The organism is Nonomuraea sp. NPDC059023 (assembly GCF_042740095.1).
GTDB lineage: Bacteria > Actinomycetota > Actinomycetes > Streptosporangiales > Streptosporangiaceae > Nonomuraea.
Map to the genome: position 1 here is coordinate 13,066 of NZ_JBHYIO010000061.1, position 15,880 is coordinate 28,945.

Below are 15,880 nucleotides of genomic sequence, written 5' to 3' on the forward strand. Positions count from 1 at the left end.
GCTGGCACGCGGCGGAAGCACACGACAAATGCCGAACTTTCTTTGGGCGCTCGCTGACTAGCCGTTCAGTCATTAATTTAGCCTTACCTAACTACCCGGCCGGAAGCGCGTGTTCTGCGGAGAAAGAAATAACGTGCCCTTTCGGTACACCTCAAAAAGTCACCACCCCCTCTTTCGAGGTGCCCGTCCGGGCACTTGCCGCTCTCGCCAACCGCCCTTAACTTCCGTCGATATGCCCCAGATGCTGATGGACGACGTCCACGACGCCGCCGCGGCGCACGCGCTCGGCGAGGAGTACGTCACTGCGCTCGGCAAGATCATCAACAGCCACGTGCGCAACGAGGCGGCGGGCGCGGCGGTGTTCGACGAGCCCTCCATTTCACTCGCACCCACGCCGCACGAAAAATGGCTGGCCTGCAGAATGGCGATGGAGGAATACGGACATCATTTGAAGTTCAACAAACTCGCCGCGCAGCTCGGCCTCGAAGACGACCAGGACAGGCCGCCGCTTTCCGTCTTCGACTATCAGGTGACATCGTGGACCGGATATGTGATGACCAAGGCCATCGTGGATCTGGCCGAGGTCGTGCTGATGGAAGACCTGTGCGAATGCTCGTACGTGCCGCTGCGTATGTTGTGCCGGTCGCTGATGCGGGAGGAACGTTTCCACGTCTCCTTCGGCGCCAGAACGGCCGCGCGGCTGGCCGCCGATCCCGCCCGGCGTGACGAGGTGCGGTCCTCGGCCCATCACCTCATCCGGATGACGCTGCCGCTCTTCGGCCGCAGCGACTCCAGGAACAACGAGATCTTCCGGCGCTGGGGCATCAAGCGGCTGAACAACGACGAGTCGCGGGCCGAGTTCGTGCGGCGGACCCGCGTGCTGCTGTGTGACGAGCTCGGCCTGGACTATCCGGAGGTGGGGACGCGGTGGAACGCCACTACGAGCTGACCGCCCCGCCTCCCGGCCTGCCCGCCGCGCTCGGGCCCGGAGGCGAGGACGTGCTCGCCCTGCTCGACGGCCTGTCCGCGGCGCCCGGCCGGGTACCGGACGAGGTGGACGGCCTGCCGGTGCGGCAGGCCGGCCGGGTGCCCGCAACGCTGCTCGACCGCGTGGAGCCCGGCTGGCTGGCCGCGCTGGATGGCCGCCGGGCCCGCGCCAGGACGCGCCTGGTGGCGGCGGGCCGCGAGAGCCGGCTGGAGCTGGCCGAACACGTGGCCATGCTGGTGGCCACCCCGCGCCTCGAACCCGCAGAGCCCGGCGACGGCGACGCCCTCGCCCAGTCCGGCGCCATCCTCTGGCTGCTCGGCACCCTGGTCGCCACCACCCTGGCCGATGCCTCAGGCAGCACACCGCCCGCCGCCCGGCACGACGACCCCGGTAACACGGTCCCAAGAGGGGACGCGGCGCTCGCCGGGCTGGTCGCTCGGGGCTGGTGGCCGGTCGGTCCCGTGGACGGCGCCTTCGTGATCGCCCCTCTCACCCTCCCGAGGACATGCCATGCGTGAGCTCCTGCCCCGGCAACGCTCCGCCCCGCCGGACGGGGAACCGGCCGGTAACTGCGCCACCCACCTGGCCGCCCTGGCCCGGCGCGAAGGGTGGTGGGAGCTGCCCGCCTTCCACGCGCCCGGCCGTTCCTACACGCACGGCGAGGTGCACACGCTGGCCGCCGGTGCCGCCTCCGTCCTGGCCGGTCACGGCGTACGGCCCGGCGACCGGGTGCTGATCGCCCTCGGCGACGGCATCGCCTGGGTGAGCGCGTTCCTGGGCGCGGCCCGGCTGGGCGCGGTGGCGGTGCCGGTCAACCCCGACCTGACCGCCGGCGACCACGCCTTCATGGCCGCCGACTGCCGGGCGCGGCTCGTGGTCAGCGACGACCACCTCGCGGGGCGGTTCGGCGGCTGTGCCGTACTGGCCGATGAGCGGCTGACGGCGCTGGCGGCGAGCGCGCCCGCCGGGCCCGTGCGGAGCGTCAGCGGCCGGACTCCCCTGTACGCGCAGTACACCTCGGGCACGACCGGCACGCCCAAGGCGGCGCTGCACCGCCACGCCGACCTCGCCCGCTACATGCGCGCGGCCGGGACCGGCGTGACCGGGGTGACCCGCGACGACGTGACGTTGTCGATCTCGAAGATGTTCTTCGCCTACGGCCTCGGCAACGCGCTGGTCTTCCCGCTGTTCTCCGGCTCATCGGCGGTGCTGCTGCCGCACCGGGCCGCGCCGGGCGACCTCGCCGAGGCCGTGGCGCGCCACCGCGTCACGCTCCTGTACGGCGTCCCGACCGCCTACGCCAACCTGCTCGCCGACTGCCCGCCCGGCCCCTTCTCCACGGTACGGCTGGCCGTCTCCGCCGGCGAACCCCTGCCCGCCCAGCTGGGCGAACGGGCCCGTGACCTGCTCGGCGCCCCGGTCCTGGACCAGCTCGGCTCGACCGAGGCCGGGCACGCGTTCTGCTCCAACACCGCCTGGAGCGACGAACCGGGCACCATCGGCCGCCCCCTGCCGGGCTACGAGGTCGCGCTGCGCGACAAGAACGGCGCGCTGGTCACGCTCGGCCAGGGCGAGATCTGGGTACGCGGCGACGCGGTCATGATCGAGTACCTGGAGCGGCCGGAGCAGACCGCCCGTGCCCTGAGCGGCGGCTGGCTGCGCACCGGCGACCTGGCCGAGTACGTGGACGGCGGCGCGCTCAAGCACTGCGGCCGGGCCGACGACATGGAGATGGTCGGCGGCATCACCGTCTCCCCCGTCGAGATCGAACGGGTGCTGGCCGAGCACCCCGCGGTCGCCGAGGTGGCCGTGGCGGTCGTGCGCGACGAGCGCGGCGCCGGACGGCTGCGCGCGTTCGTCGTCCTCACCGGCCCGGCCGGACCCGGCCTGGAGGGCGAGCTGATCGGGCTGGCCCGCCGCCGGCTGGCCCCGTACAAGGTGCCGCGCAGCGTGGAGGTACGCCCCGCGCTGCCGCGCACCCCGACCGGCAAACTGCGCCGTTTCGCGGTGCGCGAGGGAAAGTGGTGATGGCATGCTGACCGTCCGCGCGGACGAGCGCCTGGCGTGGGACCCGGACTCCGGCCTGGTGCCCGCCCCCGACCGGCCGCCCGGCGAGCCCGCGGTCGTGGACTCGTGGCTGGTCACCGACGAGCGGGTACGCGACCTGCCCCTGCACGAGGAGCGCTTCGTGCGCGCCAGCACGGAGCTGGTGCCCGGCCTGCGGGCCGCCGCGGTCCACGACTTCCTCGGCGCGGTACGCCACCGGCTGCCCGGCCACGGCCGCTGGTTCCCCCGGGTCGAGGCGTACACGGGAGCCCGTCCCCGGCTGGCGCTCTGGCCCAGGCCCGCCCCAGAGCCGGGCGAGGCGGAGGTCACCCTCTGGATCCCGCCGGCCGCCGACCCGCGCCGCCGTCCCACCGTCAAGGGCCCCGACCTGCGGGTGCTGGCGGAGCTGCGCGATCGGGCCAGGGCGCGGGGGGCCGACGACGCGCTGCTCTACGACCGTCGCGGCACCGCGCTGGAGAGCGCGCACAGCGCGCTGGTGTGGTGGCGCGGCGGCACGCTGTGCGTGCCCGACCGTGCCCTGCCGGTCCTGCCGTCGGTGACCAGGATCCATCTGGAACGGCTGGCCGCCTGCTGGCGCTGCCCGGTCAGGCACGAGCGGGTGAGCGTGGCCGAGCTGATGGAGCTGGAGACCTGGAGCGTCAACGCCCTGCACGGGCTGCGTCCGGTCCGGGCCTGGGCCGACGCGGCGGGCCGTACCAGGGCGGCGGCCCGGATCTCTGCGCGGGCGGCGGAGTGGCGGCAGGCCGTCAGCCACCGCGCGGTGCTGCCGGTCCTGCCCGCGCGGGAGCAGCCGTGCGCACCCTGATCGTGGACAACCACGACTCCTACACCTACAATCTGTTCCAGCTCGCCGCCCAGGCCTACGGCGTGGAGCCGGTCGTGCTGACCAACGACGACCCGCGCTGGGACGGCCTGGATCTCGGCCGGTTCGACGCGCTCATCGTCTCCCCCGGTCCCGGACGCCCGCAGAAGGAACGCGACGTCGGCGTCACGCTGGAGGTGATCCGGCGTTCCGGCCTGCCCGTGCTGGGCGTCTGCCTCGGCCACCAGGCGCTGGCGTGGATGTCGGGGGCCGACGTGGTCCCGGCGCCCATCCCGATCCACGGGTACGTGGAGGAGATCCGGCACTGCGGCCGCGACCTGTTCCGCGGGCTGCCGCAGGGCTTCGCCGCCGTGCGCTACCACTCCTTGTGCGTGGCCACGCCGCCGCCCGCCGATCTGGAGATCACCGCGTGGAGCGCCGACGGTGTGGTGATGGGGCTGCGGCATCGCGAGATGCCCTGGTGGGGGGTGCAGTTCCATCCGGAGTCGATCTCCACCGAGCACGGGCCGGCGCTGATGCGCAACTTCCGCGATCTGGCGTACGGCCGCGCCGTCACCCTCGCCCCCGCTCCGGTCTGGTCGCTGGAGGTGGAGCGGGTGGACGGCGTGCCCGACGCCGAGGGGGTCTTCGCGGAGGTGCTCGGGGCGGAGCCGTACGCGTTCTGGCTGGACAGCAGCCGTGCCGAGCCTGGGCTGGCCCGGTTCTCGTTCCTGGGGGACGCGGGCGGGCCGCATGGCGAGGTGCTGTCCTGCCAGCCGGGTTCGGGCAGCGTGGTGGTCAGCTCGGGGGGCGCGGAGTCGGCCGTGTTCGCCTCCGTCTTCGACGTGCTGGCCGATCGGGTGGCGGCGCGGGCCGTACCGGATGAGCTGCCCTTCGAGCTGAACGGCGGCTATGTCGGCTACTTCGGCTATGAGCTCAAGCGTGACTGCGGCGCTCAGGCCGCGCACGTCTCCCCCTTGCCCGACGCGGTCTGGATGTCGGCGACCCGGCTCGTCGCGCTCGACCACGAGCGCGGGCAGTCCTGGGTGCTGGCGCTGACCGACGGCCGCGGCGCGAGCCGGTCGGCGGCGCGGGCCTGGGTCGCCGGGACCGCCGCCGCCTGCCGGGCCGCGCGACCGGAACCGGCCGCGGCGCCCGCCGATCCAGAGGAGGGGTTCGATCCCGAGCCGTGGCTGGTCAGGGACCGTACGCGCTATGTCGCCGACATCGAGGAGTGCCTGCGGCTGCTGCGGGCGGGCGAGAGCTACGAGATCTGCCTGACCAACACCGCCGAGATCCCCTTCGACGGCTCCCCGTTCGAGCTCTACCTGGCCCAGCGGCGGCTCAACCCGGCCCCCTACGCCGCGTACCTGCGCCTGGGCGGCACGCACGTGCTGTGCTCCTCGCCGGAGCGCTTCCTCAAGGTCGGCAGGGACGGCGTCGCCGAATCCAAGCCGATCAAGGGCACCGCCCCGCGCTCGCCCGAGCCGCGCGCCGACACCGCCCTGCGCGAGGAACTGGCGACCTCGGACAAGACCAGGGCGGAGAACCTCATGATCGTGGATCTGCTCCGCAACGACCTGGGCCGCATCAGCGACGTCGGCTCCGTGTCCGTGCCGCGCTTCATGGCGGTGGAGTCCTACGAGACCGTGCACCAGCTCGTCTCGACCGTGCGCGGCCACCTGAACGACGGGGTCGGCGCGGTGGCGGCGGCCCGTGCGTGCTTCCCCGGCGGCTCGATGACGGGGGCGCCGAAGCTGCGCACGATGGAGATCATCGACCGGCTGGAGGGACGGGCGCGGGGCGTGTACTCCGGGGCCATCGGCTTCTTCGGCCTGGGCGGCGGCGCCGACCTCAACATCGTGATCCGCACCGCCGTGGCCCGCGACGGCCGGCTGTCGGTGGGCGCGGGCGGCGCGATCGTACTGGACTCCGACCCGGCGGCGGAGTACGAGGAGATGCTGCTCAAGGCCCGCGCCCCGCTGCGCGGGCTGTCCCGGCGGCCGGAGGTCACCCTCGCGAGCGGCGTGAGTTCCCCGGATCCCGTGGATCGCGAACCAGTCCCCGACTGATCGCCACCGCCGTCGCCAGCGTCCTGTTCGGGCAGTTGAGCTTGGCCAGGATGTTGGCGACGTGCCGCTTGGCGCCGTGCTCGGAGATGCCGAGCCGGCGCGCGATCTGCTTGTTGCTCAGCCCTTCGGCCAGGAGTGCAAGCGCTTCCATTTCACGGCAGCTCAAAAGCGCGTCCGGCGTCTCCTCACGCGCCGCCGGGGCCGCCTCACGGTTGCGGGTGTCCGGCCCGACCTGGGCCATCAGCTTGCGCGCCACCGCGCCGGGCATCGGCACGAGCCCGCTCTCCAGGTCGCTCAGCGCGCTGGAGAGCGTCTCGCGGGTGAGCACGTTCTCCAGGAGGTAGCCGTCGGCGGGGATCGGCGCCACCTGGGCCAGCGTCCTGTCACTGGCGGTACGCAGGACCAGCAGCACGCGGACGCCGAGGTCGCTGGCGGTCCGCGCGAGCTTCTCCGCCCGCTGTGGCTCGGGGGTGTCGCTCAGCACCAAGAGGGTGGGGCGGCCGGAGTGCAGGATGCCCATGCTCTGGTCGACGCAGGAGCTGCCGACCACCTCGTCCAGGGTGTCGAGCTCGCGCAGCATCGCGCACAGGCCGCACCGCACCACTTCACTGCCCAGGGAGACCAGGGCGACTCGTTCTGATGTCATCGTCATCCGCCGTCACGTCGGGGGCAACGAAGGACTACCCATCAGGCTTCACGATATGTCCGCGAACATGAGCCTCACTGCAGTGGCAGCCGCCGTACGCCGGTCATGGTCGGCGTGGGGATGAAGGCGACCGGGTCGGCGGGGTCGGTGCGCAGGGTGGCGTGCCGGTCGAGCAGGATGTTCAGCGCGACCCTGCCCTCCAGCCTGGCCAGCGGCGCGCCCAGGCAGAAGTGGATGCCGCGGCCGAAGGCCAGGTGCGGGTTGGGGTCGCGGCCGGGGTCGAACACCTCGGGCCGGTCGAACTGGCGGGGGTCGCGGTTGGCGACCGCGGGCCAGGTCAGCAGCATCGCGTCGGCGGGGATGGTCAGGCCGCCGAGCTCGGTCTCGCGGGTGGTGGCGCGGCCCAGCGCGGCGAACGGGGTGAAGAAGCGCAGCGACTCCTCGATGACGTCCGGGATCCGGCCGCGGTCGGCGCGGACCTCCTCCTGCCGCCCGGGGAAGGCGTCCAGGCACAGCACCGTGTTGCCGAGCAGCATGGTCGTGGTGATGTGCCCGGCGAGCAGCAGGATGATCCCGAAGTTGACCACCTGCTCGTCGGGCAGGCGCTCGCCGTCCACCTCGGCCTCGACCAGCTTGGTGAGCAGGTCGGCGCGCGGCCGGCGGCGGCGTTCCGCGGCGTGGCCGGCCAGGTAGTCCGTCATCTCCTTCCAGGACCCGAGCGCCGCCTCGGTGCCGGGGTCACGCCGGTCGGACTCGTTCATCGAGATCTTGGTCTCCCGCGAGAACAGCGTGTCCGCCCACCGCTTGAACAGCTCGCGGTCACCGGCGGGCACGCCCAGCAGCTCGGCGATGACGATGACCGGCAGCGGGTAGGCGAGGTCGGCGACGAGCTCCAGCCGGCCGCGCTCGCGGGCCGCGTCGAGCAGCTCGCCGGTGAGCGCGGCGATCCTCGGTTCGAGGTCGGCGACGACCTTGCGGGTGAAGGCGGCGCTGACGAGCTTGCGCAGTTTACCGTGCTCCGGGGGGTCGATCTGGGTGAGGAAGCCCTTCAGCGAGAACCCCTCGTCCTCGGAGAACGCTCCCTTGGGCAGCAGGCGCATGGTGTCGGAGGAGTAGGTGCCCGGGTCGGCGAGGACGTCGTGCAACTCGGGGTATCCGAACACGTTCCAGATCCCCGCGGCCTCGTCGTAGGCGACCGGCGGCCCCTCGTGCGGGCCGTGCAGCCAGAAGTGCTGCGAGGGAACGTCGTACCGTTCGACGATGGCGGCCATCGCCTCTCCTTGTGGGTTGGAGCGGATCTGACTGCCGGCAAGATTCGATTTTACTCCCGGGTCCCGCCCGGTCAACGAGCGGCGGGGCGGGCGCGTACGTGCATGCGCTCGCCCTGGGCGCCGAACAGGCAGAGCAGCTCCGCCGGCCCGGGACCCGCGGTGGTGAAGGCGTGCGGCAGCCGGGTGTCGAACTCGGCCGCCTCCCCCGCCGCCAGCTCCAGATCCCGCTCGCCGAGCAGCAGCCGCACCCGCCCGGCCAGCACGTAGAGCCACTCGTAGCCCTCGTGCGCGCGCTGCTCGCTCATGTCCTCCTGCCGCAAGATGATCATCTTGTACGCCTGAAGCCCGCCGCCCATCTGCCGGGTCAGCGGGACGAAGGTCCGGCCGTAGCGGTTGAAGGGGCGCAGGTGGATGCGCGGGTCGCCGGTCTCCGGTGCGCCGACCAGCTCATCCAGCGGCACCCGGTACGCCTGCGCGAGCGGCAGCAGGAGCTCCAGGGTGGGTTTGCGCTGCCCGGACTCCAGGCGCGACAGCGTGCTGAGCGAGATCCCGGTCGTCGAGCTCAGTTCGCTCAGCGTCACGCCGTGCTCGACCCGCAGCGCGCGCAGCCTCGGCCCCACGGACCCGAGGACGGCAGCCAGTTCTTCCACGGCCCCAGTTTGCCAAAACAGCAACGGTGTTTGTCAATTCGCCCGCTCATGGCGCACTCTCTGCGGCATGACAGAGATGCGACGTTACGACGTGATCGTGATAGGCGGCGCGGCCGCGGGCCTGAGCGGGGCGACGGCGCTGGCGCGTTCCCGCCGGGCGGTCCTGGTGATCGACTCGGGCGAGCCGCGCAACGCTCCCTCCGACGGAGTCCACAACTACCTGGGACACGACGGGCTGCCGCCGTCCGAGCTGGTGGCCAAGGGCCGTGCGGAGTTCACCGGCTACGGCGGCGAGATCCGCGAGGGCAGTGTGGCGTCGGTGACCCGGCTGCCCGATGGCGCCTTCGCGGTCACCTTGCGCGACGGCGGGGTGGCCGAGGGTTCCCGGATTCTGGTCGCCACCGGGCTGAGGGACGAACTCCCCGACATCCTGGGGCTGCCCGGGCGCTGGGGCCGGGACGTGCTGCACTGCCCGTACTGCCACGGGTGGGAGATGCGTGACCGGGCGATCGGGGTGCTGGCTACGGGGCCGCTGGCCGTACACCAGGCGTCGCTGTGGCGTCAGCTGAGCAAGGACGTGATCCTCTTCTCGCACACCGTGGCCGGTCTCGACCTGTCCGGTCACGACATCGAGGTGGTCGACGGCGTCGTCACCGCCGTGGAGACGCACGACGACCACCTGTCCGGCGTACGGCTGGCCGACGGCAGGATCGTCGCCCGCGACGTCCTCGTCGTCAGCCCGGTCATGCACGCCCGCGCGGACTTCCTCAAGGACCTGGGCATCGAACCCGTGATCCAGGAGATGGACGGCCACCTGATCGGCAGCCAGATCCCCGCGGGTCCCACGGGCGCCACCGACGTGCCGGGCGTGTGGGTGGCGGGTAACGTGTCGGGCCTGATGGAGACCGTGATCGGCGCCGCCGCCGCGGGCCTGCGCGCCGCGGTCGCCATCAACGGCGACCTGATCATGTCCGGGAAATAGGCCGGGACGATCAGGCGGCGGGTCCCCAGGCGGGCCGCGCCCCGGTGGCCGGTTTGCGGCCGAGCTTGCCCGACCTGACCTGTACGGCGAGGCTGTCGAGGATGACGCGGGAGCTGAGCAGGGCGGTCTGCTCGGCCCAGTCGTAGGGCGGCGAGCACTCGACGACCTCGATCCCGGCCAGCCCGGGTTCCGAGACCAGCCGGACCAGGTTGAGCGCCTCGCGGGGCAGCAGGCCGCCGGGCTCCGGCCAGCCGGTGCCGGGGACGAACCCGGCGTCGATGACGTCGATGTCGAAGGACAGGTAGACGGCCTCGGCGTTCTGCCAGGCGATCTCCAGGGCGGTCTCGGCCACGCGTTCCACGCCGACGCGCTCGACGTCGCCGACGGTGATCACGGTGGTGCCGCGCTCGCGGCCCACCTGGACGCCGGGGCGCGGCGACTGCCAGCCGCCGATGCCGACCTGGACGAGGTTGGTGGCGGGAGCGTTCTTGATGTTGGTGGCGTGGAACCAGGGCGTGGTGTGCATGCGCTCGTCGAGGTCGGTCTCCTGCGTGTCGACGTGCCGGTCGAAGTGGATGATGCCGATGTTGCCCTCGTGGTACGGGGCCAGGCCGCGGATGGTCGGGAACCCGATCGAGTGGTCGCCGCCGAGCACCACGGGCATCACCCCCTGGCGCACGACGTGGCTCATCGCCTGGCTGATCTGGTCGAACGACTTCTCCAGGTTGCCGGGAATGGTGAACACGTCCCCGATGTCCACCAGGTTGAGCTGTTCGCGCAGGTCGACGCCGAGTTCGTAGCTGTAGGTGCCGAACAGGTTGGTGCTGCGCCGGATGCCCTGCGGGCCGAACCGGGTGCCGGGGCGGTAGGTGGCTCCCGCGTCGAGCGGCACCCCGAAGATCGCCACCTCGGCGTCCCCGACGTCATGGACGTCCTCCAGGTAGGGACATTTCAGGAAGGTTCCGCGTTCGCCGGCGAAGTGTGGCCGCTCCCCCCGGGCGAACGTGGGAATCGTCCTGTCGTTGATCGTCGGCGCACCCTCCAGACCGTGGGCCAGGGCCCGCTCGATCTCCTCGTCGTGCCGCATGGTCGGAAGTTCCGCCTCCGCCCGCTGGGCCCAGGCGCCTTCTTGATTTACGTTGGTCATGTCTTCGGAGTCTTCGCTCGCAACGATCGGCTGTCCAGCAATGGTCATTCTGGGCGTGGCGCTCGCCATCTTCTCCATGATCGTCGTCGGCCTGCTGGTCGCCCGCAGAGTCGCGGGTGACAGCAGAAACTTTCTGGTCGCCGGCCGCACCCTGGCCTTACCCGTCGTGGCGGCGACGCTGATGGGCCAGGCCGTCGACACCAACGCCACTCTCGGCGCCACCGACCAGGCCGCGAAGCTCGGCTTCTGGGCGGGCGCCACGCTCCCGCTGGGGCTGGCGCTGTGCCTGCTGCTCACCGGCCTGTTCTTCGCGCGGCCCATGAACCGTATGGGCCTGACGACGCTGCCCGACTTCTTCCGGCTCCGGTACGGCCGCGCCACCGAGGTCGCCGCCGCCGTGCTGATGATCATGGCCTTCGCGATCCTGGTCGCGGGGAACCTGGTGGCGGGGGGCTTCCTGTTCGAGAAGTTCCTCGGCACGCCGTACGGGGTGGGCGTGCTCATCATCGTGGCCGCCGTGCTGATCTACACGCTGGCCGGCGGCATCCTCAGCGACGCCTACAGCTCGATCGTGCAGGTGGCGGTCACCGCGGTCGCCTCGCTGGCGCTGCTGTTCTGGGTCGCGGCGACCTTCGGGCTCAAGCACGAGCCCGGCATGGGCCCGCTCGACCTGGGGCAGCTGTCCGACCCGGCGCAGGGCGCGGTGGTCAACTGGGCCACGCTGGCCGCGCTCGGCATCGGCGACATCGTCGCGATCGACTTCATGCAGCGCGTCTTCTCCGCACGCTCCCCCGACGTCGCGCGCCGGGCCTGCTTCCTGGCCGCCGCGGGCACGGCGGTGGTCGGCGTGCCGTTCGCGCTGGTCGCGGTGTCCACCGGGCACGGCCTGCTGACGCTGCTCGACGAGGCGGCGCCGGTCGGGCTGAGCGTGCTGGTGCTGGCGGGCATCGTGAGCGCGTCGCTGTCCACGGCCGACGGCGCGATCCTCGGCACCGCCGCCGTGGCCGTCCGCAACGTCGGCACCGTGCGCCGCGTGCACCGTCCGGGCCGCGCCGACCCGCTGTTGCGCGCGACCCGCTGGGCGATGCTCCCGGTGGTCGGCGGCTCGGTGCTGCTGGCCCTGCGGGTGCCGCAGACCGGCGTCCTGCTCACGCTGGCCTTCGACCTGATGCTGGCGTGCCTGGCGGTGCCGTTCGTGCTCGGCATGTTCTGGAGGCGCGGCTCCTCGCGCGCCGCCCTGGCCGCGCTGTCGGTCGGCCTGGTGGTACGGCTGGCGCTGTTCGCCCTGACCCCCACCATGTACGGGGTGGAGAACACGCTGCTCTACGTACCGAACACGCTGGTCGGGGCGGCGTTCGACGGCTGGCCCACGTTCATCGCGGTGGCCGCCTCCCTGCTCACCTACACACTGGTGGCCCTCCTCGCCGCCCCGGCCGGAATCCGCGGCCTGGACCTGCGCGTGCGGGAGACCCCGGCGGAGCGCTAGGACACGGAGAAGGCGGCCATCCCCGCCTCCCACGCGCTGCCGAGGTCGGCGCCGGGCGGGAAGCGGCCGTCGAGTTCGAGAATCACCATGCCGTGCGCGAAGGCCCAGGCGGCCCGGGAGGCGGCCTCGTCGAAGGCGACGGCGCGCACCAGCGGCATCGCCGCGCGCTCCTCCACGCCGGGCGGCAGCAGGTCGCGCGGCAGCGGCCCGCTGCTCATCAGCCGGTACAGGTGGGGGTGCGCCAGCGCGTAGCGCCGGTAGGCGGCGCCGAGAGCGGGCAGACCGGGTCCGGCCGCTTCGAGCGCCTCGGCCAGATCGGTCATGGCCACCGCGATCACCTGGGCCTCGACCGCCGCCTTGTCGGGGAAGTGCTTGTACAGCGAGGGCGCCCGGATGCCCAGCCGGTCGGCGAGCGCCCGCATGGTCAGGGCCTCGGCGCCGCCGTCCTCGATCAGGTCGCGGGCGGCGGTGACGATCTGGGCGGCCCGCTCAGACATCGCGCGAGCCGTCGCTGTTGCGCAGGCCGTACCCGAAGGCCCGGTCGGCGGCGACGTGCAGCAGCCACGCGAGGCCCGCCACGAACAGCGGCACGAAGTCGATCGGGCCGAAGGAGTAGCCGACGAGGATCACCAGCGGGATCCAGGGGCGGTGCATGAAGTTGTAGAACGGCACCGCCTTGGGCGACAGGCGGCCGTTGCCCCCTTCGCCCGCCCCGATGAACATCGTCAGGTCCGGCGCGATCGCGAACACGATCGCGGTCACCAGCGCGGGGGCGCCGTGGTTGACGACCTCCAGGACGGTGAAGGCCAGCAGGAACAGGGCGAGCGCGGCCCAGGCCGCGCGGGCGGCCACGGTACGGCGGGCGGGAGCGGTGACGACGGCCATGGGGACCTCCTGGGATGGCGGCTAACGCTGTTAGCTTGACAGTAGGCTAACGCCGTTAGCCTGTCAAGAGGCTTAAGGTCGGCGCATGAGGCATTTCGTGGTCGTCGGCTACGACGCCGCAGAGCTGCTCGACATCGCCTGCGTCGTCGGCTGCCTGGAGAGCGCGAACCTGCGCGGCGCCGACCCCCTGTACAAGGTCCGCCTGGCCACGCCCGGCGCCCGCGCCATCGACTGCGGCCCCACCGTCACGCTCCAGCCCGGCGAGCGGCTCGAACACATCAGAGGCCCGATCGACACGCTGCTGATCTCCGGCGGCGTCGGCTGCCAGGACGCCGCGGCCGACCGGATGCTCGTCGCGCACGTGCGCCGCCTGGCCCGCGAGAGCCGCCGCGTGGCCTCCGTCTGCACGGGCGCCTGGATCCTGGCCGCCGCCGGCCTCCTGGACGGCCGGCGCGCCACCACCCACTGGAACTGGGCCGGCATGCTCGCCAAACAGCACCCGGAGGTGCTGCTCGACCCCGATCCCATCTTCGTGCGCGACGGCAACGTCTACACCTCCGCCGGCGTCACCAGCGCCCTGGACCTCACGCTCGCCCTCATCGAGGAGGACCACGGCGCCGAGGTGGCCCGCACCGTGGCCCGCCAGCTCGTCACCTACTTACAGCGGCCGGGCAACCAGGCGCAGATGAGCATGTTCACCGCCGCGCCGCCCCCGGCCGACAGCCTGGTCCAGCGGGTGGTCGACCACGTCACCGCCCACCTCGACGCCGACCTCGCGGTCGCGACGCTGGCCGCGGGGGCGGGGGTGAGCGAGCGCCACCTGACCCGGTTGTTCCTGCGCCACCTGGGGCAGACGCCGGGCAGGTTCGTCCGGCAGGCCCGGGTGGAGGCCGCCGCCCACCTGCTGTCGGCCACCTCGCTGCCCCTGGAGACCGTGGCCGCCCGCTGCGGATTCGGCAGCGCCGAGACGCTGCGGCAGGCGTTCACCGGCCGCTACGGCGTCCCTCCCTCCCACTACCGCCTCACCCAGTCCCGCGCCGGCACCTGACCACCTCCGGCCACACAACCCAAAAACCGCAACCTTCGAGCCCCACGCGCCAAGCCGCGGCCTTTGCGCCCTGTGCCCCCACAGCCCCTCCTCCGCGCGCTCGCCCTAAGAGCTGCCTTCTCCGGGCGCGGCCTAAAAGCCGCGGTCGTTGGGCGCAGGGCACAAAGGCGGCGGTCCATCCGTCGTCGCGCACGCCAAAGGAGTGCGCCGGCCGCCTGGCGATACTGGCCGCATGGATCTCGAACGAGTCAAAACCGAGGTGTCCTCGCTGGTCGGCCCCGGCTCGCCGGGCATCGCCGTGGCCGTGTACCGGGACGGCGCGGCGATCCTGACCGCCGTGGGCGGCGCGGCCTGCGTGGAGTTCGGCGTACCGGTCGACGAGCGCACCCGCTTCGACATCGCCAGCGCGAGCAAGCAGTTCACCGCCGCGTGCGTACTGCTGCTGGAGCGCGACGGCAAGCTGACGCTGGACGACGACGTCCGCACGCACGTCCCCGAGCTGAGCCTGGACACGCCCGTCACCCTGCGCCAGTGCCTGCAGCACACCGGCGGCCTGCCCGAGTGGTACGCCCTGCAACCCCTGACCGGCATCCCCCTCGCGGAGATGACCGAGCAACGGCTGCTGGACATGGTCAAGGGCGTCAGGCGCACGACGTTCCCGCCGGGCACGGACTTCTCCTACTCCAACACCGGCTACGTGCTCGCCGCCATCGTGGTCGGCCGGGTGTCGGGGACGTCGCTGGCCGCGTTCGCCCGCGAGCGGATCTTCACGCCGCTCGGGATGGACGACGCGCTGTTCCGCGACGACGCGTCCCTGCCGCTGGACCGGCTGGCCTACGGCTACGCCACCGCGCGGGGCGAGCCGCGCCGGGCCGACACCGAGGAGAGCGCGGTCGGCGACGGCGGCCTGGTGACCAGCGTGTCCGGGCTGGCGCCGTGGTTCGGATTCCTGGCCGACGGGCGGGTGCTCGGGGCGGACCTGCGTGCGCGGCTGCTGGAGCGCGGGGTGCTGGCCGATGGGACGGCGCTGCCGTACGCGCTGGGGATCTACCACGGCACCGGCGGCGGGTTCGGGCACGCGGGCGGGATGCACGGCTACCTGTCGAACCTGTGGTTCCTGCCCGAGGAGGGCGTGGGCATCGCCATCCTGTCGAACCAGACGGCGATCAACCCGGTGCGGCTGACCGGCCGGCTGCTCGGGCTGCTGCTGGATCGGGAGCCGCCGGCCGTACCGGAGGCAGGGACACTGGCGGCGCCCGCGCAGCCGTACTGGCACGATCCCGTGACGGAGGCGACGCTCACGCTGACGAGCACGGAGTCCGGCCTGGAGGTCAAGGGCGCCGGGACGTTCACCGCCCGCCGGGACGGCCGCTGGCACGGCACCGGCGACGCCGAGGGCTCCTGGCTGGAAGTGGATGGCGAGCGGCTGCTGTCCGGCACCGACCATCCCGCCCGTGGTCCCGTCGTGTTCTACCCGGCCGCGGCACCCGGCCAGGCGCCGCCGCCCGACGGGGTGTTCCGCAGCGCCGAGCTGGGCGTGGAGGCGAGCCTGCGCGACGGCGTGGTGCGCGTCGGCCGCACCCTGGCCGAGCCGCTGACGCCCGCGCCCGGCGGGGTGTGGGAGGCGGGGCCGTTCACGCTGCGGCTGCACGAGGGCGAGCTGCTGCTCAGCGGCGGCGGTCTGCGCCGCATGCGCTTCCTGCCCGTACGCGGCTGACGCCCCTCGTGCGCTTCCAGGCCGTACGCCGCTGACGCGCCTTCAGCCCGTACGTGGCTGATGCGCTGATTGGCCTGCAGGACGAGGCGGGGACCGCGGGTTTTGGCTGCCGGGTCAGT

15 protein-coding genes are annotated in these 15,880 nt (G+C 72.6%); 9 read left to right on the forward strand and 6 right to left on the reverse strand.

Going from position 1 to position 15,880, the window contains the following annotated elements; all coding sequences use genetic code 11:
- The first annotated feature begins 232 nt into the window (after positions 1-232).
- The 5 genes from ACFWYW_RS54020 to pabB are packed head-to-tail and all read left to right on the forward strand — an operon-like array spanning position 233 to position 5,929.
- Positions 233-949, forward strand: a complete 717-nt coding sequence (locus ACFWYW_RS54020) for a Phenylacetic acid catabolic protein (RefSeq protein WP_379612764.1) — start codon at positions 233-235, stop codon at positions 947-949.
- Positions 928-1,506, forward strand: coding sequence for a hypothetical protein (locus tag ACFWYW_RS54025; protein WP_379612765.1), 579 nt, complete (start codon positions 928-930; stop codon positions 1,504-1,506). The genes ACFWYW_RS54020 and ACFWYW_RS54025 overlap by 22 nt, the downstream gene beginning before the upstream one ends.
- A complete protein-coding gene (locus ACFWYW_RS54030) occupies positions 1,499-3,016 on the forward strand; it encodes an AMP-binding protein (protein ID WP_379612766.1) in 1,518 nt (505 codons plus the stop codon). Before ACFWYW_RS54025 ends, ACFWYW_RS54030 begins: the two co-directional genes overlap by 8 nt.
- A gap of 4 nt (positions 3,017-3,020) precedes the next feature.
- A complete protein-coding gene (locus tag ACFWYW_RS54035) occupies positions 3,021-3,860 on the forward strand; it encodes an aminotransferase class IV (protein ID WP_379612767.1) in 840 nt (279 codons plus the stop codon).
- Positions 3,848-5,929, forward strand: a complete 2,082-nt coding sequence (gene pabB / locus ACFWYW_RS54040) for an aminodeoxychorismate synthase component I (protein WP_379612768.1) — start codon at positions 3,848-3,850, stop codon at positions 5,927-5,929. The genes ACFWYW_RS54035 and pabB overlap by 13 nt, the downstream gene beginning before the upstream one ends.
- Here pabB and ACFWYW_RS54045 read toward each other — a convergent pair.
- From ACFWYW_RS54045 to ACFWYW_RS54055, 3 genes are all read right to left on the reverse strand, one after another.
- Positions 5,868-6,575, reverse strand: a complete 708-nt coding sequence (locus ACFWYW_RS54045) for a response regulator transcription factor (RefSeq protein WP_379612769.1) — start codon at positions 6,573-6,575, stop codon at positions 5,868-5,870. The two genes, pabB and ACFWYW_RS54045, sit on opposite strands and share 62 nt — an antisense overlap.
- A 74-nt stretch (positions 6,576-6,649) precedes the next feature.
- Complete coding sequence (locus tag ACFWYW_RS54050) at positions 6,650-7,846, reverse strand: cytochrome P450 (RefSeq protein ID WP_379612770.1); 1,197 nt, start codon at positions 7,844-7,846, stop codon at positions 6,650-6,652.
- A gap of 71 nt (positions 7,847-7,917) precedes the next feature.
- Positions 7,918-8,496 carry a helix-turn-helix domain-containing protein gene (locus ACFWYW_RS54055; RefSeq protein WP_379612771.1) on the reverse strand — a complete coding sequence of 193 codons (579 nt, stop codon included), beginning with the start codon at positions 8,494-8,496 and terminating at the stop codon, positions 7,918-7,920.
- Positions 8,497-8,563: 67 nt separating this feature from the next.
- Between ACFWYW_RS54055 and ACFWYW_RS54060 the strand changes: the two genes are divergently transcribed.
- Positions 8,564-9,478 carry an NAD(P)/FAD-dependent oxidoreductase gene (locus ACFWYW_RS54060; RefSeq protein WP_379612772.1) on the forward strand — a complete coding sequence of 305 codons (915 nt, stop codon included), beginning with the start codon at positions 8,564-8,566 and terminating at the stop codon, positions 9,476-9,478.
- A gap of 10 nt (positions 9,479-9,488) precedes the next feature.
- On the opposite strand, the gene ACFWYW_RS54065 is transcribed toward ACFWYW_RS54060, so the two are convergent.
- Entirely contained in the window at positions 9,489-10,625 is a 1,137-nt protein-coding gene (locus ACFWYW_RS54065; RefSeq protein ID WP_379612773.1) for an agmatinase family protein, read from the reverse strand.
- Between the two features lie 40 nt (positions 10,626-10,665).
- Between ACFWYW_RS54065 and ACFWYW_RS54070 the strand changes: the two genes are divergently transcribed.
- Positions 10,666-12,111, forward strand: coding sequence for a sodium:solute symporter family protein (locus ACFWYW_RS54070; RefSeq protein WP_379612774.1), 1,446 nt, complete (start codon positions 10,666-10,668; stop codon positions 12,109-12,111).
- Here the strand turns inward: ACFWYW_RS54070 and ACFWYW_RS54075 are convergent.
- Positions 12,108-12,608 carry a TetR/AcrR family transcriptional regulator gene (locus ACFWYW_RS54075; protein ID WP_379612775.1) on the reverse strand — a complete coding sequence of 167 codons (501 nt, stop codon included), beginning with the start codon at positions 12,606-12,608 and terminating at the stop codon, positions 12,108-12,110. The genes ACFWYW_RS54070 and ACFWYW_RS54075 overlap by 4 nt on opposite strands.
- Positions 12,601-12,996, reverse strand: coding sequence for a DUF4260 family protein (locus ACFWYW_RS54080; protein WP_379612776.1), 396 nt, complete (start codon positions 12,994-12,996; stop codon positions 12,601-12,603). The genes ACFWYW_RS54075 and ACFWYW_RS54080 overlap by 8 nt, the downstream gene beginning before the upstream one ends.
- An 85-nt stretch (positions 12,997-13,081) precedes the next feature.
- Between ACFWYW_RS54080 and ACFWYW_RS54085 the strand changes: the two genes are divergently transcribed.
- Both ACFWYW_RS54085 and ACFWYW_RS54090 read left to right on the forward strand, forming a co-directional pair.
- Complete coding sequence (locus tag ACFWYW_RS54085; protein ID WP_379612777.1) at positions 13,082-14,044, forward strand: GlxA family transcriptional regulator; 963 nt, start codon at positions 13,082-13,084, stop codon at positions 14,042-14,044.
- Positions 14,045-14,276: 232 nt separating this feature from the next.
- Positions 14,277-15,761 (forward strand): serine hydrolase domain-containing protein, encoded by a 1,485-nt coding sequence (locus tag ACFWYW_RS54090; protein WP_379612778.1) that lies wholly within the window; start codon positions 14,277-14,279, stop codon positions 15,759-15,761.
- Positions 15,762-15,880 lie beyond the last annotated feature (119 nt).